This is a genomic window from Alteromonas sp. AO-Serp, assembly GCF_017849675.1.
In the GTDB taxonomy this organism is placed as follows: domain Bacteria; phylum Pseudomonadota; class Gammaproteobacteria; order Enterobacterales; family Alteromonadaceae; genus Alteromonas; species Alteromonas macleodii.
The window spans coordinates 1-25,080 of the sequence record NZ_JAFLMX010000139.1; the positions used below are offsets into that span (position 1 = coordinate 1).

The following is a 25,080-nucleotide window of genomic DNA, read 5'->3' on the forward strand; positions in this document are numbered from 1 at the left end:
GTAAGCACACCTGCTACGCCTGACGCGTTGTCTACCGCACCATTGTAAATAGTGGTTTGGCCGTTTTTCTCAACTTTGCCTAGGTGGTCCCAGTGAGCGTGAAGCATTACCCATTCTTCTGGCTTATCTGTACCTTCTAAAATGCCTGCAACATTTTGCGACTCGGCACGCTCAATAGTATTGGTGAAGCCCAATGATGCTTTTGTGTTTAGCGCGATGGGCATAAATCCTGGCTTTGAAGCTTTGTCTTTAAGCTCGCCATAATCCATACCCACTTTTTCAAATAGCTGTCTTGCGGCATTTAAATGAAGCCAACCCATTACACCGACTTGTGAAGCATTGTTGTTGTCGTCGACTAAACTGAATTTGGTATTGGAATTTGAGTTTTCGACTACGCCCCACCCGTAACCCGCAGGCATAGTTTCATGAATAATGAAAACCGCTTCTGCCCCCTGCCTGGCTGCTTCTTCGTACTTATATGTCCAGCGACCGTAATAAGTCATTGCGTTGCCCTGAAAAAGCTCTGGATCTTTAGAAGCGAAACCCGGGTCGTTTACCAGCATTACAACGGTTTTTCCTTTAACATCAAGGCCGGCGTAATCATTCCAATTGTACTCTGGGGCATTAATGCCATAACCCACAAAAATTACATCACTATTGGTAAGTGAGTAGTCATTAACAATGCGCTGAGTACGGGCGGTAAACTCGCTGCCTGCGCTAAAATCAAGCCCGCCTATTTTTAACGATGAAATGTTCTTAGGCGTTATTTTAGCTAAAGGCACAGCTTGGGTGTAGCTATCGCCAAAGGCTGGCTTCAACCCTAGCTTTTTGTATTGGGTTACCAAGTAATCGACTGTTTTCTCTTCCCCTTTCGATAAAGGCCCTCGCCCTTCAAACTCATCGCTTGCCAGTGTTTTAACGTGCTGACGATAAACGTCCAAATCGATGGAGGCATTACTCAGCGTCATCATTTTGCTGTTTGTTGTCGCCGACGATTCAACCGAGGCTAAATTAGAAGCAGGTACTTCGGCATTCGCCGAACCAGTCATTAAAGTAGAAGTAAGTACGGAAGCAGCGCAGACAAAGGAAAAGGCGCGATAAGGTTTGCAAAGATAAGTAAACATAAGCCATTGGTACAAATAAAAAAGGATACCGAAGAGTATCCTGTACCGCTGACTATCTCAACGCCGAAACGACTAAACCACAAGAATGGGGTCAGAGTACATTTCTTTGCTTTTAGAGCGAGATAGATAATTAGAAAGCTTTGCCGCCTGTTTTCTATGATGTGTGAAAAAGTACACTTCCAAGCTTCAATAATGGGGTCAGAGTACATTTATTCGGTTTTGAATAGGGAAAGCCAATAATGTACTCTGACCCCATTATTTAAATGTACTCTGACCCCATTTTTTTGGATTTATAGGCCCATGGCGTGGCTGACGAAGGCGTTTTTAATGGTGCTGAGTTTGTCTGTGGCTGAGAGGCCAATTCCTCTGACCAACTTTTTGAGGGGGTCGTCGCCGTCGAATAAGAATTTAAAGCCGTCCATTGCGGCAATCATTTTCGTGGCTTCTGTTTTACGGCTTCGTTCGTAGCTGCGTAAGTGCTTGTACAAACCTATGTCTTTGCCCGACACCTTTAAGTCATTTAGGGTTTCCGCCAATGCGAGCGCATCTTGCATTCCCAAGTTAGCGCCCTGCCCTGCAAGCGGGTGAATGGTATGCGCTGCATCGCCTACCAGCACCACACCGTCTTTCGCCCACTGGCGTGCATAACGCATGGTCAACGGGAAAGCGGCGCGCTTAGTTTCAAGCGAAATAGTGCCAAGAACGCTATTACTAGCCGCAGTTAACGCATTACAGAACGCAGCGTCATCCAATGCCATTAATAAGTTCGCTTGCTCTGGCGTTTGCGACCATACAATAGAACATACATTTGGCTCAGACATAGGCAGTAGCGCGAGCGGTCCCGTGGGTGTGAACGCTTGTCTCGCCACATTATTATGCGGCTCTACCGTTTTGATATTAGCGACAATCGCCGTATGCTCGTAGTCTTTAAATGTAATTGGCAAGCCAGCTTGCTTTCTCACAAACGAATTTGCGCCATCGGCGCCTACTAATAACCTGCAGCTTAGCACGTCATCATTATCAAGCATCAGCATGGTTTGGTTTGGGCCAGCTAATACTCTATCAATACCCGCGGTGATCAACTCCACATTAGGCTGCGCTTTCACAGATTTAGTCAGTGCATTGACTAAAGCCTGATTCTCTACAATCACGCCAAGCGCATCACTGCCCATTTCATCGCATGAAAAGTGAATGTCGCCAAAACTATCTTTGTCCCACACATGCATGTCGGTGTAAGGGTTGGCGCGGTCTTGCTGCAAATGCGACCACACGTCAAACTGTTGAAGCGCTTTAATATTAGCTTGGTTTATGGCACTCACTCTCGCCGTTGGCTTCTCGTCCAGAGTCTGATAACACGCCGCTTTATCGACTATTGCTATGCTCAATTCACTGTGTTTAAGCGCCGCTGCAAGGGTTAGCCCTACAATTCCGCCGCCCACTATCGCTATATCAACATGCTGCATTGTTATCTCTTTTTCTTAGTGGTGTTTCGCCATAGCCCGTCGTGTGTTTAACAAACGCTTTTTTCGCCTGGGGCATCATGCTTAATGCCAATAACGACACATTGCGCCCAATTACCGTTGGAAAATACTGGTTTGAAAAGGTGCGAACTAGCGTATCGGTCAGGGCTATCGTGTTATCCCTGTCATTCTTACGCGAATTGGCGTAATGCTGAGTAATACTAAAAGCGCCTGCATCGAAATTAGCGGATGCGATTGTATCGTTTTTCTCTTCATATGAATTATGCTCGCCGTGCTTTTCCGCTGACACTTGCAGCACAGACACTAAAGTACTTAAGTCGCGTAAGCCTAGATTGAAGCCTTGCCCTGCAATAGGATGTAGCGCCTGTGCCGCATTGCCTACCACCACTGTGCGATGACTAGCAACTTGCTGGGCTTTAGTAAGCGCTAACGGGTAACTTGCCAACTCACTGACTCTCAGTACTTTGCCCTGTCGATAGCCAAATGCTTCCTGTAGGGCCTTGATAAATGCGCGTTGATTTAATGCCATTAACGACTTTGCGGCGTCAGTATCTACGGTCCATACAACTGAAAAGCCGTTTCCACTAGCCTTGATATCATCGATTTCACTGTCGAAAGGCAGGAACGCTAACGGGCCATTTTGGGTGAAACGCTCGTAAGCTCTGTTTTCATGAGGGAGCTGAGTGTGAACGTTAAAGACAATGGCCGTTTGATGATAATCATTGACTGTTTTTGAAATGCCAACCTGGTCAGCTAATCCTGAGCGACCGCCATCGGCCAGTACCAGCAACTTTGTGGTAAGCGATTGCCCATTATCTAGCTGCACCTCTACAAAATTGCACTGCTGTTTTACGTTCGTTACCTTGGCAGGTGCGATATATTGGTAGCTTGAGGTTGCACCTGCCGCCAATCGCGTTAGTGCGCTTAAGCTCACCACCTGGCCAAACGCGTCAATGTGGTAGTCACTGCTTTGAAGGTTTAAAAGCCCCAAGTGCCCTTTGTCGCTAACCTCAATATGCTTGATTTGAGGAGGTAACTCACCGTTGTGCTGCTTAGCTACATCATCAAGGTTTAGCCCCATGTGAGACAGTTCTTCAACAGTACGTCTTGCCAAGGCAATCACTCGGGTGTCGGTAAAAGGGTTGAAGTCGACTAAGCTTTTGCTGGTTTGCTCTGGGTCAGCCGCATCAATTAGGGTGACAGATAAGCCAGAGCTGTTTGCAGGAGATACTTTCTCTGCGAGTGCTTTGGCTAATACAGTACCGACAATACCACCACCAATAATTACTACATCAACCGCTGCTGCCGATTCCACTGTTTTTATTTTCCTGTCGCCCAGAGGCTATAATTATTAAAAGCGTTAATTCTGAGATTTTTTCTTTATATTAAAGGCTAGTTTTTAGCGTAATTTAAACTGGTAGTTTAAACCGGTAACTTAAACCAAAGTTCCGTATTTCACACTTATCGCAGTTTTTCAAACCTTGGTAAACCTAGCAAATTTTGACAACTAGTCTCTGCTTTCAGCCATAAGTGCTTCAATCTCATCAATGTCTTTTGGCACATCTGCGGTAAGAATATCGACACCCGTCGCAGTAATCACCACATCATCTTCAATTCTTACACCAATGCCTTTGTATTTTTCCGGCACGTTGCTGTCTTGGCTAATGTAAATGCCGGGCTCAACAGTGATCACCATGCCAGGCTTTAACGGACGGTCTTCACCGTCAATTTTGTAATTGCCTACATCATGCACATCTAGACCTAAATAGTGCCCTAAACCATGCATGTAAAACTGACGCCACGTTTCATTTTCAAGGTTTTCTGCCACACTACCTTCAAGAACGCCAAGGTCAACTAAACCTTGAGTAATAATTTCTACGCTATGTAACATGGCTTGTGACAGGGTAACGCCGGGCGCTAACATATCTAGCACGCTTTTTTGCGCTTTTAATACAACGGTGTAAATTTCGCGCTGAGCATGCGTGAACTTTCCATTTGCAGGAAACGTTCGCGTGATATCCGCAGCATAACCTTGATATTCAGCACCTGCATCGATCAAGATCAAGTCACCGTCATTTACCTGCGCGTTATTTTGCGTGTAATGCAAAATACACGCATTGTCGCCGCTTCCAACAATAGTGCTATAAGCAGGTGAACGGGCTCCCGCCATCGCAAATTCATGGTGAATTTCAGCTTCTAGCTGGTACTCGTAACAACCAGGCGCGGCGAACTGCATAGCTCGCTTGTGCGCACGTGCGCTTATCTCACCCGCCGCTTTCATCATGGCCACTTCACACGCTGATTTGAATAAACGCATTTCGTGTAAAATAGGCTGTAAGTCGTGAATCGCCCTTGGTGCCAGTGATTCTTTAGGCGCATCGCGCAAGGTGTTTAGCGCTTCAGAAAATAACAGGTCATTGTCTTTCTTGTGACCCAACGAAAAGTACACGTTGTCTTGACCTTGAATTGACGCTAACAGCGCTTCTTCAAGTTCTTGCAACTCAAACGCTTCATCTAGACTAAATCGGGCAAGTGCAGCTTCGGCTCCTAACCGTTTGCCGTGCCAAATCTCTGCACTCTTATCTTTCTCTTGTACCACCATTGCACGATAACTTTCACCGTAACGAGGGTGGTTAGACAATATCAACCAAGCATTAGGCTCTTCAAATCCTGTCAGATACCAAAAGTCGCTATCTTGCCTGAACGTATATTCGGTATCGCGACTTCGGGTTACCATACCTGCTGCAGGCACAATACACACACTATTCGGCTCGCACTGTGCAAGCAGTCGGTCCTGCCTTGCGATAAACTCTTGCGCACTAATCATAAAAGAGAAAACCCTAAAAAAATCTCGTTAAAACAAGTGGCGACTTACGGCCACTTTTAATATCTTCAGTTAATTACTAGTGTACGGATGGCGTGTCTTGTTGATCATCTAGAAGTGATTGGCCCAGTTCGCTGAAGCATAAAATTGCTGAAATTTTCACGTATTCTTCAACCTCTAACAGCGCCTTTTCAGACTCTTCGTCCGCGTCCATTGGCTCTTCCATACGTGAAATATCTGAAAAGTCTTCAAGCGCTTCTTTTACGTCGTCAGAACATTGCATAAGGTCTTGCTGGTGTAGACCAAACCCAAGCATGAAACCTTGCACCCAGTTTATTAGTGCAGCCCCGCGATCGTTGATAGGTGCTTGATCATCAGGAAGTAACAAATTGAGCGCGAATTCAGGCTCAAGAAGCTGCTGACAGGTTTGATTGAAAAGGCTATTTAAAAGGTGCTGGGTAGGGTCGCTAAACGCATCACCCTGATTAATGGTTTCACTTAACGCTTCTAGCCATTTTTGGTCGGTAAGCGACATGCCTCCGCAAAGCATACCGCACAGGATGCCATGCACTTCTGCAGCATCAACAATTACGCCTTGCTGAGACAATTTATTACTTACGCTATCGTAATCGAGCTGTTTTTCCACGAATTGTTCTCTTTTGTTTTGAATAGTTTGAGATACAGGCGCCACTTTTATAAAGCGTTTAATTACCGTCTATTTTGGCGGCGACTTACGTCACTGTCATCTCTTGATGGAGTTAATACTAGCAAAAATCAATGTGTAACGCCTCATTTTGCCCTGCCACTGCTCTAACTTTGAACAAACAGCAAAAGTACATTCAAGGTCTAATAACACTGTGTCGTACACACTTTACACAACGGTACTTAAACGTTGTTTACTCACTGTTCAAACGATATTTAATTTGCGGCTATTTAGCTAAATTCGTTGCCGGACGGCTAGCAACATCGTCAGAATTCATCTAAGATCGCTGGTGTTGGATACGGAATTCCTTTAGCAACAGCGTGACAACGTTCATTAGCCTTTAATGCCTGAATAGCTGATTGGTTATTATTGAGCTTCTCTTATATGCGTGTATAATTGCTGACCAATTGGTCAAGAAAAGTAATATTTTTTTACCGCTTTTATAATCACCACGCAAAATAGTTATAAAGCGCTTTAGGTGATCCTCTTCACTGGATCTCGCGTTTGTTATACCCTGTTGCGTTAATACAACAACAATGTTTCCTGGGATGTTTGCTAGTTCATTCATGTCCCTGGCCGATGCTTTAAACCAAGGAAGTTGAAACAACTGCTATTGTGCAAGCTCGACGCGTATCGAGAAGCCTACGGCAATTGTGATACTTCCGCCCTGAACTTTTCGGTTCACGGGCGAAACATGGACAGCGGCATTCTGGGAAGCGCCCTCTTTCGACGGAAGAAGAAATGGCAATAATAAATTTTGGCTCTATAAATATTGACCACGTTTATCAGGTAGATCACTTTGTACAACCTGGTGAGACGTTGGCCTCTACCCATTATCAAACCTTATTAGGTGGTAAGGGTGCAAACCAGTCTATTGCTTTAGCGCAAGCAGGTGCAGACGTAAGACACGTCGGCAGCATTCACGAAAACGACGCCTCATTTAAACAAGCTCTTATTAAGAAGGGTGTTGATTGTCGTGGCGTAAAGTGCTCAGAAGTTCCTTCAGGTCACGCGATTATCCAAGTCACGCCTAGCGGTGAAAACGCCATTGTATTATTTGGTGGTGCTAACCAAACCATTACCGCAAAAACCGTAATGCAAGCGTTAGACGATACGCGTCCTTCAGATTGGGTACTAACCCAAAATGAAACAAGCAGCATTGAAGAAGTACTTCGCCAAGCGAAAGAAAAGCAGCTTAAAGTAGCCTTTAACCCAGCGCCTATGAGCGAGTCGGTTAAACAGCTTCCGTTAGACTGTGTAGATTTACTTATTGTAAATGAAACCGAAGCTGCTGCGATCACCGGTAAAGAAGAACTTGAAGATATTGTGACAGTGTTCAAAGAGCAGTGGTCACACAGCGAAGTTATTATTACACTGGGTAAAGCAGGTGTAATGATGCTGCGCAAAAACGATGTTGTAGAAGTAAAAGCATTCTCTGTAGACGCGGTAGATACCACCGCAGCCGGTGACACCTTTATCGGTTATTTCCTGTCTGCATACAGCAACCACACCGATGCTAAACAAGCATTGCGTCGCGGGTGTGCAGCTTCAGCCATTGCGGTAACACGCGAGGGCGCAGCGCAGAGTATTCCAACACAAAAAGAAGTGGATCGTTTCTTAGCGAAACACGCCAACTAGCAAGACGCACTGAGATAAATTGATGGCACATAAGATCATATTAGATACGGATCCGGGGATTGATGATGCAATGGCGATCTTTTTCGCCTTTCAGTCTCCAGACATTGAAGTACTTGGCTTAACGACCGTTTACGGTAACGTTCCAGTAACAATGGCAGCGCAAAACGCACTGACACTTTGCGAAATTGCAGGTAAAGATATTCCTGTAACTAAAGGTGTTGGCATGCCATGGGTTGGCCCAGAGTCAACGTACGCACACTTCGTACACGGTGAGCACGGCTTCGGTCATATCAAACCTGAAGCGCCTAAAACCGAGCTTGACCCACGCAGCTCTGCGCAGTTTATCGTTGATATGGCACGTAAATACCCTGGTGAAATCACCATTGTTGCTATTGGCCCACTAGGTAACTTGGCCCTTGCACTTCGTCTTGAGCCAGAACTTCCTAAGTTGGTAAAAGGCGTTAGCATAATGGGTGGTGCAGCGTTTGTACCAGGTAACGTTACGCCGGTAGCTGAAGCGAACATTTGGAACGATGCACATGCAGCAGAAATCGTTTTCGCAGCAGACTGGGAGCTGACCATGTTTGGTTTGGACGTAACAAACTTCACGCCGTTCTCGCCAGCCTTTGTTGAAAAGCTTGAAGAGAAAAACAATACCCTTGGTGGTTTTGTGAAAGAAAGCGCCCAGTTCTACATGGATTTCTACTCGCAAAACCGTGAAGATCGCGTGTGTTTCTTCCACGATGCATTCCCGATTGCCCACCTTCGCCACCCTGAGTTATTTGAACTGACTGAAGGTCACGTTCGAGTTGGAACAGGGACACTAGATAGAGGGCAAACCGTGGTTGCGCCTAAAGGTACAACACCGAGTCCACTATGGAATGAAGCAAATACCATAAAGGTAGCGACTAAAGTTGACCACAAAAAGCTGGAACAACTATTCATAGACACCTACGCTCTATGATATGTTTAAGGGATTGTTAATACACAATCCCTTTTTTATTTAAAGCTAGGTTTAAACTCAACGGTTATGAAAGCGGCGCCCCTCCCTCAAAATGAAGATGAACGTCTTGCCGAACTGCTCAGCTACGACGTACTTGATACTGAAGCTGAACAACTCTTTGATGACCTTACAGCCCTGGCCTCTCAAATTTGTGAAACCCCTATTGCGCTTATCAGCCTCATTGATCCAAACCGCCAATGGTTTAAATCAAGAGTTGGTTTAGACGCAGAAGAAACATCACGAGACATCGCGTTTTGCTCACATGCTATTTTGCAAAGCGATGTGTTTGAAATACCTAACGCTACGTTAGACCCCCGGTTTCACGATAACCCGCTGGTGACTGGCGCGCCTGATATTCGGTTTTACGCCGGCGCACCACTGATTACCCCGTCTGGCCATGCAATTGGCACGCTGTGCGCCATTGATAGCAAACCACGCAAGCTAACCGAAACACAAAAAGCCTCGCTCCAAACCTTAAGTAAGTCGGTAGTAGCACATTTAGAGTTAAAGCGGAAAAACCGAGAGCTTGAGCGCACCAGTCAATTCAAGTCTGACTTTCTTTCTTACGTAAGCCACGAAATTAGAACACCGCTTAATGCCATAAATACGTTTAGTCAGTTGCTTGAAGGCGAAGCCCAAAAGTTAAATTTGCCCTCGTCATTTACCACCCCGCTTTCTCATGTAAGCCAAAGCGGTGAAAGGCTTTTAGAAATAGTAAATTCTGTTTTAGATATAAAGCAGATAGAAGCGGGGAAAATGCGTGTGATGCCACGCGCGGTGAATACCAAAGACTTTTTCACCCACTTATTTTCGCTTACTAAGATCCGCGCTGAAGACAGCGGTATCGTATTTAGCACCAGTATTGATGACGCTGTGCCCGACTCGTTGTTTTTCGATGACACCAAATTTGGTCAAGTAGCGCTTAACTTACTGTCGAATGCGATTAAGTTCACTAATCACGGCAAGTCAGTAAAAGCGCAGGTAAAATACAAAAGCGGCAAGGTAATATTTAATGTCATTGATCAAGGCATTGGTATGAGCGATGACGATCAAAAACGGCTTTTTACACCTTTCGAGCGAATGGAAAACGCCCGTCAGATAAGTGGAACCGGCTTAGGCTTGAATATATCGAAGCGCCTTGTCGAGCTCATGGACGGGTCTATTAAAGTTAGTAGTAAGTTGAATCACGGTACCCGAATAAGTGTGACCTTACCTGCCGACGCCCTAAGCGCAAACCAGTTCGTTGAGGCACAACCGCGTAGCTTTGTTGCCCAAGTAAACATAGATAACTCAGTAAATGTATTGGTAGTTGAAGACCACTATATAAACCAAGTGGTTATTCAAACTTTGTTTGAAAAACTGGGCGTGTCGCTTTCTGTGGTAAGCACTGGCGAGGAAGGCGTTGAATACGCCAAATCTAATCCCGTCGACTTAGTTCTTATGGATCTTAATTTGCCAGGTATTCAAGGCGATGAAGCAACAGTAAAAATAAAGGGGTTTAAGCCAAACTTGCCTATTGTTGCATTGACGGCCGATGTCATTACCCAGCCTGAATATTTGCGAAAACAAGGTCTTGATGACGTACTCACTAAACCCATAGATAGTAGCGAATTGGTGCGTGTGCTCAATCACTATTTAGGGCATCCAGACCAATGAATCTATTCGTTTTATTAAGGAGCTTTATCTAAGTAGTTTTACCACAGTAATTTTTCCTGAGTCATCTTTACCTAGCCCAACAAACCTTTTTTAACAGCCGTGGTAGTATAAGCTAACTCAATTGTAAGACAGGAGAACTCCTCTACCATGTCCCCCTCATCTTCAGGAAGCGGCACTTCTAGATCGTTGACGTCTAACAAGGTTAATTCAACGGAAACGGCTTCAGCACCAGCTTTAGCAATGAAACCAACGCAGATTGCGCCGTCGCAAACCATACAAACAAGCGTTTCTAAAGAAGACATGCAGGCCCGCGCTCAGCTTAGAAAAAAGCTTCGCGAGGCACGCCGAGGGTTAACTAACCAGCAACATACGGATGCCGCTAAGCGCATTGCTTCACGACTACGTACACTGCCCTTTCTTGATAACAGCACGACCATAGCCGGATATTTGGTTAACGATGGCGAGGTCAATTTAACCTATTTTATCGAGTCTATTTGGCAGTCTTTACATGATAAAAAATTCGCTCTACCTGTATTACACCCCGTATGTAAAGGACATTTGTTATTTTTGTCTTATACCCAGCACTCTCAATTGGTGAAGAATAAGTACAACATTGAAGAGCCAGTATTGTCGTGTGAAAACGTCGTTCCTGTTAGGCAATGCGACGTTATTCTTATGCCGCTTGTAGGGTTTGATGTAAACGGCAATCGCCTGGGTATGGGGGGCGGCTACTACGACCGAACTTTGAGTTTTACCCAACGCGCGCCAGATTCACATTCATTTTCGGGTAGTAAAGCGCCCAAGTTAGTGGGTATTGCCCACGACATTCAAGAAGTAGATGCTCTGCCCGTTGCACCATGGGATGTCCCCCTTGATGCCATCGTGACGCCCTCGCGCACACTGCAATTCACTAAGCCGTGATAGTCATTATAACAAATTGAACATACGAACTTGTGGGTTCACGTGCGCTTATAAGTTACACTTGCGAACACAATAAGTCGGAGAATGACCATGGATCAGAACGCAAAAAAACAAGCCGTAGCCAAAGCAGCCATCGAATATGTTGAAGCAGACAGCATTGTCGGTGTGGGCACAGGTTCTACCGTAAATTTCTTTATTGAAGAACTCGGTAAAATTAAGCACAAAATTGAAGGTGCAGTATCAAGTTCAGAAGCCTCTACCGAGCGTTTAAAAGCCTTAGGCATTGAGGTATTCGAGTTAAACGAAGTCAGCAATCTATCGGTTTATATCGACGGTGCCGATGAAGTGACCGAACACAAGCATATGATTAAAGGCGGAGGCGCAGCACTCACTCGCGAGAAAATTGTAGCCGGTGCGGCGACCACGTTTGTGTGTATTGTTGATGAAAGCAAGCGCGTTCCTGTGTTGGGCTCGTTCCCCCTTCCCGTTGAAGTTATTCCCATGGCTCGTTCTTTCGTAGCACGAGAGCTAGTAAAGCTTGGTGGCGATCCTGAATATAGACAAGGTGTTGTCACCGATAACGGCAACGTTATTTTAGATGTTCACAACCTTGAGATTCTGAATCCTCGTGAGCTAGAACAAAAAATAAATAATATTCCTGGCGTGGTAACGAACGGCATTTTCGCACTACGAGGCGCGGACATAGTGCTAAGTGCTACAGATAGTGGTGTTGAAACCTTTAAGTGATAACTGAGTAAGACGTATAGTGCGGTGAAAAGCTATACAAAATACTACTTTCAACTTAACGCGTTTTCTGTTAGTTTCCGTTTAGACGTCTAGATGTCCTTAAATAAGTTCACTAAGCGTCTTAACTTTTACGTTAGTTAAGGCCAATTCCTTAATAACGAAAGCAATCAACGTGATTATAAAAGCTTGGTAGCAATAATGCCCAAGCAAGGCTTTCAGAGTTGCAAAGCGATGTCGTCGCAGCGCAGGTTATACGCAGCCTTGTGTTTAATAATGGCAGGTTTCTGAGAGTCTTGGATTGGCGGTGCAAGCAAACCAAAATTACATCAGTGAGAGATAGCGAGTTCATGAGCAAAGTTTCATTAGAGAAGGATAAGATCCGAATTTTGTTGTTGGAAGGTGTTCACCAAAGTGCTTTGGAGACACTAAAAAGCAATGGGTATAGCAACATTGAATTTCTCAAAACCTCTCTTCCTGAAGACGAGTTAATTGAGAAAATTAAAGACGCCCACTTTGTTGGTATTCGCTCGCGTACTCAAATTACAGAGAAGGTAGTTGAAGCAGCACAAAAGCTTGTGGCTATCGGTTGTTTCTGTATTGGCACCAACCAAGTTGATCTTGAAGCCACCCAACGCCGCGGCATTCCCGTGTTTAACGCGCCATTTTCTAACACTCGTTCGGTTGCAGAACTTGTACTTGGCCAAATTATCCTTTTACTTCGCCAGGTGCCGAGTAAAAATGCCAAGGCTCACCGCGGTGAGTGGGAAAAAACGGCAGTCGGCTCATATGAAGCCCGTGGTAAGACACTTGGTATCATTGGGTATGGTCATATAGGCACACAACTGAGTATTCTTGCTGAACACCTAGGTATGCGCGTTCAGTTTTTCGATATCGAAGACAAGCTTGTGCTAGGTAATTCTGCCCAAGTAAAATCGCTTGAAAAGCTGCTTAATACCTCTGACGTTGTTTCACTTCACGTTCCTGAAACACCACAAACTCAAGATATGATTGGTGAAAAAGAACTGTCTCAAATGAAGAAAGGCAGCATTTTGATTAACGCGTCTCGCGGTACTGTGGTAGATATCGATGCGCTTGCGAAGGCATTGGAAAGCGGCCAACTAAACGGCGCTGCTATTGATGTATTCCCGGTTGAGCCTAAATCTAATACTGAAGAATTCGAGTCGCCGCTTCGCGCGTTCGATAATGTCATTCTGACCCCGCATGTGGGCGGCAGCACGCAAGAAGCGCAAGAAAATATTGGTATTGAAGTGGCGGGTAAACTCGCGAAGTACAGCGACAACGGTTCAACGCTGTCAGCCGTTAACTTCCCTGAAGTGTCACTGCCAGAACATACTGGTCGTTCACGCCTACTTCACGTACACAAAAACCAGCCAGGTATTCTTACTCAGATTAACCAAGCGTTTGCAGAAAAAGGCATCAACATCGAAGCCCAGTACCTACAAACGAACGCAGAAATTGGTTATGTAGTAGTTGATGTTAAAGAAGACCGTGGTTATGAGGCACTTGCAGAGCTTCAGCAAATTGATGGCACAATTAAGACACGTATTCTTCACTAAGAAGAGTTGTTTTAAGACTAAATAAAAACGCTGCACAATGTGCAGCGTTTTTTTATGCCTGTGATTTTACTTCAATGCGTTGAAGTGCGCAGCCCTACTTCGGTGCGCTGAGCATATAAGGTAGGCTTAGAAGAAGTTGTAAACTAAGCTAACTGCAGTTTCTGTGTCTAGTTTTTCAACGTCGTCGTCAACATTGGTGTTGTGATCAAGCTTGAAAGAAAGACGCATTGAAAGGTTACCGCTGATTGTAGCTGTAAGTGCAGACTCAGCACGAGATTTCGTGTTGTCAGAACCCACTTCGGTACTCACTGTTTGCGTAAATTTAGCGGTATCTGAAATTTTCCAAGAATAAGCTGATGACGCACGAACGATTACGCTGTCAAGATCCTCGCCATCCTGAGTTTCGATGAATGAGTAACCAGGACCAATTGAATATTCAAGGGTGTGGCGCTTGTTCTCAAGTACTTTTTGGTTCCAACCCGCCGCAATAGTTGATTGGTAATTAAAGTTACTAAAGCGGTCGTCTTCATATGAAGCGAAGCCGAATAAACGGTTATCAGGATTTTCTAGTTTGTAGTTACCCTGGGCTGAACCAAAGAACTTCTGTGCAGAAGTAAACTCGATATCTTCTTGCTCGCCTGCATCATTTTCTTGTTGAACAGTTTCCTGTTTGTACAGACCTTTTAAAACGTAGTCGTTACTCCATTTTTCAAGCTCTTGGTGAGCCTGTATACCCGCACTGATTGACGTGGTTTCAGTGTTACCTGAAGTCGAAATAAAACCTAGTTCGCCTTCCATTGTAAAAGGCTTAACTTCATCGTCCTGAGCGAAAGCGGCTGGAGAAAGAGAAATTGCAACTAAAGATGCAAGCACTTGCTTTTTCATTGAACAATCCTATTGATTATCGGTCCATTCGTTGTACTCGATACCTTTTGAACTGCAAGGCGGTACAACACGAGTTTTTAAAGAGATCTGCTAGACAGTGCCGCGAGGCGGCAAGCACTGCAAACAACGGTGCGCAGTGTACATTTTCAAAGCTCTCAGTCAATGCGAACACGGTAAAAAGCCAAAGATAACCCGTTAATTTACACTAATTGACTAAAAAAACTGATAGACCAGCGCCACGGAGGTCTCTGTGCTTAAGGCTGCGACATCTTCGGCGGTGTCTGTTTCATGGTTTAGTATGAAGGATAACTTCATCGCCAGTGAACCGAATACGTTGGCTGAAAGCGAAGTTTCTGAGCGCGATTTCATATTTTCTTCACCCGCCTCAGTGCTAACAAACTGCCTTAACTTGGCGCCTGAGCTCCAGTGGTATTTGTATTCGGCGGACGCTCTTACAATGATGCCATCGTTGACTACGCTTTCATTATCTTCTTCAGCTTCAATAAAACTGTAGCCAGGACCAATGCTATAGCGAAACTCACTGTCTTCACTGCGCCAGAGGCGCTGAGACCAGCCCGCTGCCAGCGAAGCACGGTGATCGTAACCGGTAAATTGATCGTCTTCGTAATCACCGTACATAAAAAGACGGCGACCAGGCGTCATTAGTTTATAGTCGAACTGCGCGCTAGTGAAAAAGCGCTGGGCGCTGATGTCCCGCTCTGTTGTTGGCGTACCGCTTTCTTTATAGAGCAACTCTGCGAAGTAGATACTGCTCCAATTTTCTGTTTCATGGTCCGCATTGACCGCGGCTTTCACACTGGCAGCTGAGGTGTTTCCGGTGTTTACAAGTACACCTAGTTCACCGTCTAGCGTAAAACGAGGAATTTCGTCATCGGTGTCGGGCGTGAAGTCTGCGTGATAGAGGGTTTGTATAAGATCCCTCGCACTTGCGTGCACACACACGCAGCAACAAACAATGCCAACAACAATGCTTGGCCGGAAGATTTTTTTGAACATAATCTGATTTACGTTGAGCTTTATAGTTTTTAGATTACGTCTTAGTACGACGCTTGTTATACCAATCCTCTGGATGAGCTTTACTACATTTTGCTAATTATCAGTAAAGTAACGGAGTTGTTGCACCGAAAGCTCAGTGAATAAGCGACACAATTTTTGCCGTTTCTTGTTCGGCGTATTCAATTGAATTACTTATCACTTCCATGTTGAGACTTACTGTATTGGCTATCTCAGGGGTAAAAAGTTCAATGTCAGCGTAACTTTCTTTATTTAACTGACTTACCGTAATTCGATTTGCTAAACACAGGACGCAGATATCTACATCAGATTTATGTTTAGCTTCATCATTCATGAACGTTACCGGATAGTACAACCCAATAGGTAAGTGCCAATTTTCTAGTATGATACCGCTGCATTGAGCAAACGTAAAACCGAAATGCTCCAACTGATTAACGTGCGGTAACCCGTTCGTCTCAGCATTCAGGTATGACTGATAGCGTTTAGTTTCTTTCTTGGCCACGACCAGTTCACTTAAGTTTTGCAATATACCCATTACAAAGAAGCGTTCTGCTCCGCGCACGTTAAGTCTCATCGCAAGACTTTTGGCCACCATGCCGCAATACACTGATGCATACCAATGTTTGTCTAAATTTATTAACTTAGTATCAAAGCGTTTAAATGCTGTGCTGGCAGTTTCTGCAATTACCAAGTTATACAGGGCTTCGCCTCCAATCACACTGATTGCTTTGGCAACAGATTCTACTTGAGAAGGAAACCGAAACAGCGAGCTATTCGCCAGCCTTAGTACCTTCGCGGTAAGAGAGGGATCAGCACTTATAAGCTCGCCAATATCCTCGGCGCTGGAACGGGGATCGTCTAATGTTGAACGCAGGCGCACGCAAATATCCGGTAACGTAAATGATTTCGCGGCATACGAAACATACTTATCTAACGACATCTAGAAACTCTCAGTCTACTTTTTACAAACTCAAGGCCGCTTATTCTGAACTTGGCGGATCATCAAACAGCGTGAACTGCCCAATTGATTCCCCCAGCTCTTTTTGCTGTTGCTTGCGAGCGCGCGTCAGCACCGCTTTTTTGCGCCGAGCACAGGCGCTGATTATTTTACGTTTAGTTGCATCATCAACCTTAAGCCAGTACAGGCGCTCGTCGCGACTTCGATAGCACCCTTTACAGAACCCCCTTGGACCTGACTCACACACACCAATGCATGGGCTTGGAATTTCAAAAAACTCCAGCTGTTGGGATTGTGATTTTTGTTCCGTCATGTCAGTGGCATAACCTTCAAAAGGTGAAACGAATACCACTAGGGCTGCATTTTCAAGCAAGCAACAGTGGCCACGCTTTAGCTTTATCAATATAAATTAAAACGCATACTCCAACATCTAGCCACTAGACATTAGCAGTAAGGCATTCCAATCATCTAAGCCACGCTGCTTCAAAACTAAGCAATTCGACTCGCAGGCCTTTTCGATATGACAAAGCATAGCACGAAATACGGCCTGTTGACTGCTATACCATGTTCGAAAGCCTGATGCGCTAGTCGATAAGTGTGTATTCGATAGTAGAAACCACGCGCACTTTCTTTATATGTGGATGATGACTGTCGCGACTAGAAATACTGAACTGCCCTTGGTTAGCGCGCTTAATTTTGCCCAAAGTACTTTTTGAATCTTTGGCAAATTTTTCCGCAACCTCTCTCGCATTGAGCGTAGCTTCTTCAATCATTTCCGGCTTTACTTCGTTTAAGCGGGTAAATACATAGTCGGGCTGAGCGCGGTAGCTTTGGTCTGATAATACAATACCAGTTTTAATTAACTCCCCAATTTGCTGCATAAGCGCTCGCACCTTTTCAACATCATTTGAAAAGACAGTAACGGTTTGAATGGCACTGTAGCGAAATGGCGCTTTTTCACTACTTCCATATTGTTGTGCCAATTTGTCATTTATTTCTGGCTTTCCAATAGTAATGCTTTCTGCTGAAATGCCCTTCTCTTCTAAAAAGTTAGCTACCTGAAGGCTATTCTTTTCAATATGGTCATACAGTTGAGGTAAGTCATTGCCCGCGTCGACAAATTGAATAGGCCAAATAACCTGATCAGCAATGTATTCTCGCTCTGACAATCCTTTTACAGTTACTACTCTATCCCACGTTTGCATATCGTTCATGGCAGAAGATACCTGAACACCAAGCAAAGACACAGCAACCACCATGCCCATCGCCATTACTATCGCCGCACCTATTTTCATTCGAAACTCCATTCTTTCTGTTTTCAACAGGATACAAGCGAATATAAGCTTTTCGGTTTCACAAAACGAGATAAAAGCTGACCAATGGTGGCAAAAAAAAGGCCACTCAAATGAGTGGCCTAAAGAGCCCCTTAAGAGGGCAACGCTTGGGTAGACGGGAGAGTTAACCTTTACGCTGTATCAGGTAATAAAATACCGGAGTTAAGATAAGTCCAAATACGGTAACACCAATCATGCCTGAGAATACTGCCACACCCATGGCCTGACGCATTTCAGAGCCGGCACCGGTTGATACCGCCATTGGCAGTACACCCATGATGAAAGCAATGGACGTCATTAGTATTGGACGAAGACGTAAGCGACTTGCTTCTTTAATGGCTGAAAGCGCGTCCATCCCCTTGTCTTGTAGCTCTTTTGCAAACTCGACAATAAGAATGGCGTTCTTCGTTGCAAGGCCAACCAGTACAATCAAACCTATTTGGGTAAAAATATTGTTGTCGCCGCCATAAACTTGCACACCAATAAGCGCGCTCAGCAAGGTCATGGGAACAATCAATATGATTGCCAGTGGCAAACGCAGGCTTTCGTATTGTGCAGCCAGTACTAAGAACACCAAAAGCACAACTAATGGGAATACAAACGCTGATGCATTACCCGCTAATATTTGCTGATAGGTGATCTCAGTCCACTCGTAAGTCATGCCAAGTGGTAACGTTTCAGCCAGTATTTCTTCAATTGCTGCCTTCGCTTGGTCAGACGAATAGCCTGGCGCTGCTGCACCGTTTATTTCAGCGGTGACGTATCCGTTATAGTGCATAACACGGTCAGGGCCTGCACTGTGCTCAATGTTCAAGAATGAGCCAAGCGGGATCATCTCACCTTGTGCATTACGCACTTTGAACTGCGTAATGTTCTCAATATCCTGACGGTATTGGGCATCAGCTTGTACATTTACTTGGTAAGTTCTACCGAACAAGTTGAAGTCGTTCACGTACAACGAACCTAAGTAGCCCTGCATGGTGGTAAACAAGGTATCGATGTTCACACCTTGGCTTACCGCTTTTTCACGGTCTACATCCACATCGAGCTGAGGTACAGCAACAGTGAAGCTAGTGAATGCATCGGTAAGCGCTGGGTGTGCCCACGCTTTGCCAATCACTTCTTGCGTGACGCGCTCAAGTTCTTCAAAGCCTAGGTTCCCTCTGTCTTCGACCTGTAAACGGAAACCACCAATCGTGCCTAACCCCATTACTGGTGGCGGCGGGAATATTGCCACAAAGGCACCTTTTATAGACCCAAAGTTCTGGTTAAGCTGTGCAGCAATGGCGCCACCAGATAGATCAGGCGTCGTTCTTTTATCAAAGTCAGTCAGCGTTGCAAACAACACGCCTGAGCTTGGACTATTGGTAAACCCGTTAATATTCAAGCCAGGGAATGCAATTGCATCTTCAACACCAGGGTGTTCCATAGCAATACGAGACATTTCACGGATCACCTCTTCAGTTCTGTCTAAGCTTGCTGCATTAGGCAGTTGAGCAAAGGCGACCAAATACTGCTTATCTTGCGGCGGAACGTAGCCTGTTGGTGTATTGGCGAACTGGAAGTAAGTGAGCCCTAACAGACCCGCGTAAAGCACCATGATGATACTGCTCTTACGGATAAGCCCACCCACAGCACCAGTGTAGCGCTTTGAATTACGGTCAAAGAAACGGTTAAACGGTGAAAATACAAAGCGGCCAAACACTTTATCCATTAAACGGGTTAACCAGTCATTCGCTTTACCGTGAGGTTTCAACAGCAATGCAGATAACGCAGGGCTAAGCGTTAACGAGTTAATTGCAGAAATTACCGTAGAGATAGTAATTGTTAGGGCAAACTGCTTATAGAACTGCCCGGTAAGACCGCTCATGAAAGCAGTAGGTACGAATACCGCAGCAAGTACCAAGGTTGTGGCAATAATAGGACCGGTTACTTCTTTCATTGCCTGTACGGTGGCTTCAAACGGCGCTTTGCCTTCAGAAATATTACGCTCTACGTTTTCGACAACAACGATGGCGTCGTCCACAACAATACCGATTGCCAAAACAAGACCAAACAACGACAGTGCATTAAGCGAGAAGCCCATTAGCTGCATAAAGGCGAACGTTCCCACAAGTGAAATAGGTACTGCAACGAGTGGAATAATAGACGCACGCCATGTTTGTAAGAACAGTACAACAACAAGTACAACTAACAATACAGCTTCAAGAAGTGTACTAATTACCGCTTCAATCGAACCGCGAACAAATACAGTAGGGTCGTAGGCAATTTCGTATTCAAGGCCTTCAGGGAACGCCTTAGACAGTTCCGCCATACGAGCGCGAACGTCATCTGAAATTTGGATTGCATTAGAGCCTGGTGCTTGGAAAACCGGCACCGCTGCCGCAGGGTTATTGTTAATAAGTGAACGCAGTGCATAAAACTCTGAACCTAGTTCGATACGCGCAACGTCTTTAAGACGGGTTATTTCACCATTCTCACCCGACTTAACAATAATATTTTCAAATTCGGCTTCATCTTTTAAACGGCCGCGCACATTGATAAGCAGCTGAAATTCGCTGGTACCCGTAGGCTGTGCACCAAGGCTACCTGCCGCCGCTTGCTGGTTTTGGTCGGCAATAGCTGCTGCCACATCGCCAGGGTTTAACTGGAGCGCAGCCAGTTTGTTAGGGTCTAACCATACTCGCATGCTGAATTCACCAGCACCGAACAGGCGCACTTGCCCAACGCCATTGATTCGCGCTAGCTCGTCTTTAACAAACTGATCAGCATAGTTTGAAAGATAAAGCATGTCATAACGATTATCAGGCGACGTCAGGTGCACTACCATGGTTAAATCTGGCGACGATTTTTCAGTTACCACACCTAAGCGCTGCACTTCTTGAGGTAAACGCGGTGTCGCGCGATTTACACGGTTTTGTACCAGCGTTGTGGCTTCATCTGGATCCGTACCAATGGCAAACGTAATTGTTAGTGTCATACGGCCATCACTGGTTGCCTGTGATGACATATACAGCATGTTTTCAACACCGTTAATTTCTTGCTCTAGCGGCGTTGCAACTGTTTCGGCGATAACTTCTGGGTTTGCACCGGGATAATTCGCAGTTACCACCACGGTAGGCGGCACTACTTCTGGGTATTCAGTGATAGGTAGTTGCCAGACAGCAATTGCACCACCTATAAAAATAAGTAGGGAAAGCACGCCCGCAAAAATCGGGCGGCTAATGAAAAACTGCGAAATGTTCATTACTTAAGACCTGCTGTTGCTGTACCTGTGGCAAATGAACCACCAGATAAAACATCCTCATACTGCGCCATGTTTTGGGTTACTTGTGTTGCATTATCAACACGTGACTGCCAGCTAGATAAGTTTGCCAAAGCATCTTCATCACCCATAGGCACTTCGTTAGCGGCAACTTGGGCACCAGGGCGAACGCGCTGTAAGCCATCAACCACAATGGTGTCGTTTACATTCAAGCCGCTTGTGATGATGCGCATGCTGCCCACTTTGTCGCCTAGCTTAACCGCACGGTATTCCACTTTACTTTCGTCGTTTACAACCAGTACAAACTTATTATTAAGATCTGTGCCGATAGCTTTTTCTTTAATAAGAATGCCCTGTTCATCGGTGTCACCTGCCAATTTTAAGTGTGCAAATAATCCCGGAATTAAACGACCTTCTTCGTTATTAAATACGGCGCGAACGCGAAGTGTGCCGGTGCTACCGTTAACCTGGTTGTCGATGAAATCAATTTGACCCCAGTGGTTATAATCAGACTCGTTAGCAAGGCGCATCGCTACTGGCTGCTCGCTCACTGCTGTTGAAGCCGCTGATTTATCGGTTAGATAGTTTAGGTAGGTCTGCTCATCAATATCGAAATACGCATATAAACGGTCGGTTGATACGATGCGAGTCAACTCTGTTTGTCCTGCGGTAACAAAGTTACCTTCAGTGATGTTTGCGCGAGAAATACGTCCAGAAATAGGTGCTTCAACACGAGCAAAGCCTCGATTTAGGCGCGCTACTTCAAGTGCGGCTTGCGTTTGGTTTAAGCTTGCAAGCGCTTGGTTTTTCTCAGCTAAACGGGCATCAAGAACTTCTTCAGAAACCGCCTGGGTTTTACGAAGTTTAAAAGCACGGCTATAGTTTTGCTCAGCCAACTGAACGCGACTTTTGGCTTCTTCAAGCTGTGCAGTCAATCGATCAACTTCTGCTTTAAACGTGCGGTTATCAATTAAGAATAGAGTTTGCCCTTGTTCGACATATTCGCCTTCGTCAAATGCAACAAAGTCAATATAGCCCGACACGCGTGGGCGAAGCGCAACAATTTGCGGAGACTCTAAACGACCTGTAAAATTATCCCACTCGGTTAAACGCTGAGACACTACCGTTGCCACATCAACAGGAACACCAGCATTTGCGCCAGCGCTCATTGATTGGCTTGGATCCTGCTCGTCACCACCGCATGCAGCGACAAGCGCAGTTAGGCTTACTATTGCCAATAAACGGGTAAAAGTTTTCATTGCAAGATTCTCTTAAAAATTAAACTAAAGTTTGATGCTGTGTATTATGCATCGCCACCAACAATAAAAATAATTATCTTTTTATATGCAACACATCACATGATGTTATATATTGAAGATCGGGCTGACAGAGACAACTGCTTTTAAAAATTTAGAAGAATGGTTTCGCAGAGAAAATGAGAATAACCGTATAAAAAGCGAGAGCTCAGAGAAATCAACGGTTACAGCGGTATAGTGTACCAGTGTCGTTCGTCGCATTCATTTGGAAAATAAATGCTTTTAGCTATAACCTATAACTAAACTATGTCAGTTAAATTACATAGCCAAAAACGAAGTAAACGGCAGCTTTTTTCATTGTTCGATAGGTGAAAGTAGACTGTCCGCAATAGACACCGGAGACAACCATGCGTCCACATGATTTAAATTTATTGATGATTTTTGATGCCATCATGACTGAGGGTGCAATTACCCGCGCAGCTGACAGGCTGTCGATGACGCAACCTGCGGTATCTAACGCACTTTCTCGTATGCGCACAGCTTGGAAAGATGAACTGTTCGTTAAAGACGGCCGCGGTATTCAACCTACCTCATTTGCTAAAAATTTATGGAGCCAGATTCAGGGCCCTTTAGGCGAGCTCGAAGTCGCCGTTAACCCAACTGACTTTAACCCTGCAACAGCTAAGCGTACCTTTCGTATAGCTGCAACTGACAGCATCGTTTCTATGGTGTGGGGGCCGCTACGCAAAGTTATTGAGAATGAAGCGCCTGGTATTAACATCCATGCCATTCCTAATTACGACATGGAAACCGATAAAATACTCAAAGATGCTGAAGCAGAGCTCACTTTCTCAAAATATCAGGAGCCTGGCTCTGTTATTCGTGCCGAACATGTTCTCGATCCAAGCTGGGTTGTGGTAATGCGCCCCGATCATCCATTAGCAAAATCTCAATTGACCTTAGAAGACTTTGTTGCGGCTGACCACCTTCTAGTTTCTGTTACGGGTGATGTGACTGGCCCTACAGATCAGGTGCTGGCGAATTTAGGCCTTAAGCGCCGCGTGGCAATGTCAGTAAACCAGTTTTATAACGCTACACCGTTATTAAAAGAGAGCAACCTTATTTGTGTAGCACCATCTTTGGTAATGGAAAAAGAAATTTTCTCAGGGGAATTGGCGGTATTTGAAACGCCAATAGAAATTGTCAGCTCTCCGCTGTCTGTAATGTGGCACAAACGTCAGGATCAAGACGCGGGCTTACAGTGGCTTAGAGGTCTCGTGGTTAGATTTATTCGCGAGCGTGTACAACGTCATGAAATGCTGCTCTCTCAATGCTGTAGAAAAGCCTATTGCGCCGAAACGGTTAAGCGCTTTATGGACCAGCGCAATATGGACTGTGAAGAATTCACGCCAGCGCATTTGAAAACGCCCAGCAACGATGAAATGGACGAAGAACGCGACACCGTAGCGGTTGGAAAAGAAACAGCTTAATACTAGCCTGCTTAGATAACTACACACTCGGCGAGACTTAACATGTTCGTCATTACGTTGTGCTATCGCAGGTAAAGTGGTTCTAAAACATTCAAAGCCCTAATAAAAAACCGCTCAAAGAGCGGTTTTTTCGTAGTTCGAACAAAGAAGCTAATTTACTTCTTTTTCTTTGCTTTCGGGTTTGGCAGGTCAGTAATACTTCCTTCGAAGATTTCAGACGCAAGACCAATTGATTCGTTAAGCGTTGGGTGAGCGTGGATAGTCAATGCTACGTCTTCAGCGTCAGCACCCATCTCAATAGCTAGGCCGATTTCGCCAAGCATTTCGCCCGCGTTGGTACCTACCATAGCACCACCGATTACGCGGCCCGTTTCTTTTTCGAAAATCATCTTAGTCATACCGTTAGTTGCATCAGATGCAATTGCACGGCCTGAAGCAGCCCATGGGAACGTTGCTGTTTCATAGCTTACGCCCTGCTCTTTCGCTTCTTTTTCAGTTAGACCAACCCAAGCAACTTCTGGCTCAGTGTACGCTACTGAAGGAATAGCACGTGGGTCGAAGTAATGCTTCTGTCCAGCAATAACTTCTGCAGCAACGTGACCTTCGTGAACCGCTTTGTGCGCAAGCATTGGCTGACCTACAAGGTCACCGATTGCGAAGATGTGGTCAACGTTAGTACGCATTTGCTTATCAACGTTGATGAAGCCACGCTCGTCAACGTTTACGCCAGCTGCATCTGCGCCAACTAGCTTACCGTTTGGCTTACGACCAACAGCAACAAGTACTTTGTCGTAGCGCACTGGCTCAGCAGGTGCGTTCTTACCTTCAAATGTTACGTACAAGCCATCGTCTTTTGCTTCAACCGCAGTCACTTTGGTTTCAAGCATGATGTTAAACTTGTCTTTGTAGTCTTTCATGAACACTTTCATGATGTCTTTGTCAGCTGCTGGAATTAGCTGATCTAAGAATTCAACTACATCAATGTTCGAGCCAAGTGCTTCGTACACAGTACCCATTTCTAGACCGATGATACCACCGCCTAGTACTAGCATTTTCTCTGGAATGTCTTTCATTTCCAGTGCGCCAGTTGAGTCGATTACACGGTCATCTTCTGGGATGAACGGTAGGCTTACTGGCTCAGAACCCGCAGCGATAATCGCTTTTTCGAAAGTAATAGTAGTAA

Annotated in this window: 21 protein-coding genes and 1 other RNA gene; 8 read left to right on the forward strand and 14 right to left on the reverse strand. The window is 45.1% G+C overall.

Annotated elements, in window-relative coordinates; translation table 11 throughout:
• From QVA83_RS10075 to QVA83_RS10095, 5 genes are all read right to left on the reverse strand, one after another.
• Window positions 1–971: M28 family peptidase (locus QVA83_RS10075; protein ID WP_502711462.1), on the reverse strand; the 971-nt coding region annotated here is incomplete at its 3' end.
• A gap of 443 nt (window positions 972–1,414) precedes the next feature.
• A complete protein-coding gene (locus QVA83_RS10080) occupies window positions 1,415–2,587 on the reverse strand; it encodes an FAD-dependent monooxygenase (RefSeq protein WP_287498430.1) in 1,173 nt (390 codons plus the stop codon).
• The gene (locus tag QVA83_RS10085; RefSeq protein WP_156078724.1) at window positions 2,574–3,920 is read right to left on the reverse strand and encodes an FAD-dependent monooxygenase; all 1,347 of its coding nucleotides are present in this window, start codon (window positions 3,918–3,920) and stop codon (window positions 2,574–2,576) included. Before QVA83_RS10085 ends, QVA83_RS10080 begins: the two co-directional genes overlap by 14 nt.
• Window positions 3,921–4,112: 192 nt before the next feature.
• A complete protein-coding gene (gene pepP, locus QVA83_RS10090; protein ID WP_075176917.1) occupies window positions 4,113–5,432 on the reverse strand; it encodes a Xaa-Pro aminopeptidase in 1,320 nt (439 codons plus the stop codon).
• Between the two features lie 76 nt (window positions 5,433–5,508).
• Entirely contained in the window at window positions 5,509–6,075 is a 567-nt protein-coding gene (locus QVA83_RS10095) for a UPF0149 family protein (protein WP_039228193.1), read from the reverse strand.
• Window positions 6,076–6,669: 594 nt separating this feature from the next.
• Here QVA83_RS10095 and ssrS point away from each other — a divergent pair.
• The 4 genes from ssrS to QVA83_RS10115 all read left to right on the forward strand — a co-directional run bounded on the left by ssrS (window position 6,670) and on the right by QVA83_RS10115 (window position 10,429).
• Window positions 6,670–6,852, forward strand: a non-coding RNA gene (gene ssrS, locus QVA83_RS10100) — 6S RNA.
• Between the two features lie 21 nt (window positions 6,853–6,873).
• Window positions 6,874–7,770 (forward strand): ribokinase, encoded by an 897-nt coding sequence (locus QVA83_RS10105; protein WP_014950380.1) that lies wholly within the window; start codon window positions 6,874–6,876, stop codon window positions 7,768–7,770.
• A gap of 22 nt (window positions 7,771–7,792) precedes the next feature.
• Entirely contained in the window at window positions 7,793–8,734 is a 942-nt protein-coding gene (locus tag QVA83_RS10110) for a nucleoside hydrolase (protein WP_014980008.1), read from the forward strand.
• A 66-nt stretch (window positions 8,735–8,800) separates the two neighbouring features.
• Window positions 8,801–10,429, forward strand: a complete 1,629-nt coding sequence (locus tag QVA83_RS10115; protein WP_156078725.1) for a hybrid sensor histidine kinase/response regulator — start codon at window positions 8,801–8,803, stop codon at window positions 10,427–10,429.
• Between the two features lie 71 nt (window positions 10,430–10,500).
• Here the strand turns inward: QVA83_RS10115 and QVA83_RS10120 are convergent, their stop codons facing one another.
• Entirely contained in the window at window positions 10,501–10,731 is a 231-nt protein-coding gene (locus QVA83_RS10120; protein ID WP_014977206.1) for a hypothetical protein, read from the reverse strand.
• On the opposite strand from QVA83_RS10120, the gene QVA83_RS10125 reads away from it, so the two are divergent.
• The 3 genes from QVA83_RS10125 (at window position 10,730) to serA (ending at window position 13,674) form a co-directional block, all read left to right on the forward strand.
• Entirely contained in the window at window positions 10,730–11,350 is a 621-nt protein-coding gene (locus tag QVA83_RS10125; RefSeq protein WP_156078726.1) for a 5-formyltetrahydrofolate cyclo-ligase, read from the forward strand. The two genes, QVA83_RS10120 and QVA83_RS10125, sit on opposite strands and share 2 nt — an antisense overlap.
• 90 nt (window positions 11,351–11,440) lie before the next feature.
• Complete coding sequence (gene rpiA, locus QVA83_RS10130; protein ID WP_014950385.1) at window positions 11,441–12,097, forward strand: ribose-5-phosphate isomerase RpiA; 657 nt, start codon at window positions 11,441–11,443, stop codon at window positions 12,095–12,097.
• A 347-nt stretch (window positions 12,098–12,444) separates the two neighbouring features.
• Window positions 12,445–13,674 (forward strand): phosphoglycerate dehydrogenase, encoded by a 1,230-nt coding sequence (serA, locus tag QVA83_RS10135; protein WP_014980012.1) that lies wholly within the window; start codon window positions 12,445–12,447, stop codon window positions 13,672–13,674.
• Window positions 13,675–13,800: 126 nt separating this feature from the next.
• Here the strand turns inward: serA and QVA83_RS10140 are convergent, their stop codons facing one another.
• From QVA83_RS10140 to QVA83_RS10170, 7 genes are all read right to left on the reverse strand, one after another.
• The gene (locus tag QVA83_RS10140) at window positions 13,801–14,559 is read right to left on the reverse strand and encodes a DUF481 domain-containing protein (protein WP_014950387.1); all 759 of its coding nucleotides are present in this window, start codon (window positions 14,557–14,559) and stop codon (window positions 13,801–13,803) included.
• Between the two features lie 213 nt (window positions 14,560–14,772).
• On the reverse strand, window positions 14,773–15,576 hold the full coding sequence (locus QVA83_RS10145) for a DUF481 domain-containing protein (protein ID WP_014950388.1): 804 nt from the start codon (window positions 15,574–15,576) through the stop codon (window positions 14,773–14,775).
• 133 nt (window positions 15,577–15,709) lie between these two features.
• Window positions 15,710–16,534: an HDOD domain-containing protein gene (locus tag QVA83_RS10150; protein WP_039228021.1), complete on the reverse strand. Its 825-nt coding sequence runs from the start codon at window positions 16,532–16,534 to the stop codon at window positions 15,710–15,712.
• A gap of 40 nt (window positions 16,535–16,574) precedes the next feature.
• Window positions 16,575–16,865 (reverse strand): DUF1289 domain-containing protein, encoded by a 291-nt coding sequence (locus QVA83_RS10155; protein WP_039228189.1) that lies wholly within the window; start codon window positions 16,863–16,865, stop codon window positions 16,575–16,577.
• Window positions 16,866–17,136: 271 nt separating this feature from the next.
• Entirely contained in the window at window positions 17,137–17,847 is a 711-nt protein-coding gene (locus QVA83_RS10160) for an SIMPL domain-containing protein (RefSeq protein WP_069944744.1), read from the reverse strand.
• A gap of 163 nt (window positions 17,848–18,010) precedes the next feature.
• Window positions 18,011–21,133, reverse strand: a complete 3,123-nt coding sequence (locus QVA83_RS10165) for an efflux RND transporter permease subunit (RefSeq protein ID WP_014977213.1) — start codon at window positions 21,131–21,133, stop codon at window positions 18,011–18,013.
• Window positions 21,133–22,410 (reverse strand): efflux RND transporter periplasmic adaptor subunit, encoded by a 1,278-nt coding sequence (locus QVA83_RS10170; protein ID WP_014950392.1) that lies wholly within the window; start codon window positions 22,408–22,410, stop codon window positions 21,133–21,135. The genes QVA83_RS10165 and QVA83_RS10170 overlap by 1 nt, the downstream gene beginning before the upstream one ends.
• Window positions 22,411–22,814: 404 nt before the next feature.
• Here QVA83_RS10170 and QVA83_RS10175 point away from each other — a divergent pair, with 404 nt between their 5' ends.
• A complete protein-coding gene (locus QVA83_RS10175) occupies window positions 22,815–23,897 on the forward strand; it encodes a LysR family transcriptional regulator (RefSeq protein WP_014950393.1) in 1,083 nt (360 codons plus the stop codon).
• 155 nt (window positions 23,898–24,052) lie between these two features.
• On the opposite strand, the gene QVA83_RS10180 is transcribed toward QVA83_RS10175, so the two are convergent.
• On the reverse strand, window positions 24,053–25,080 hold a 1,028-nt coding region (locus tag QVA83_RS10180; protein ID WP_287498431.1), incomplete at its 5' end, for a dihydrolipoyl dehydrogenase family protein.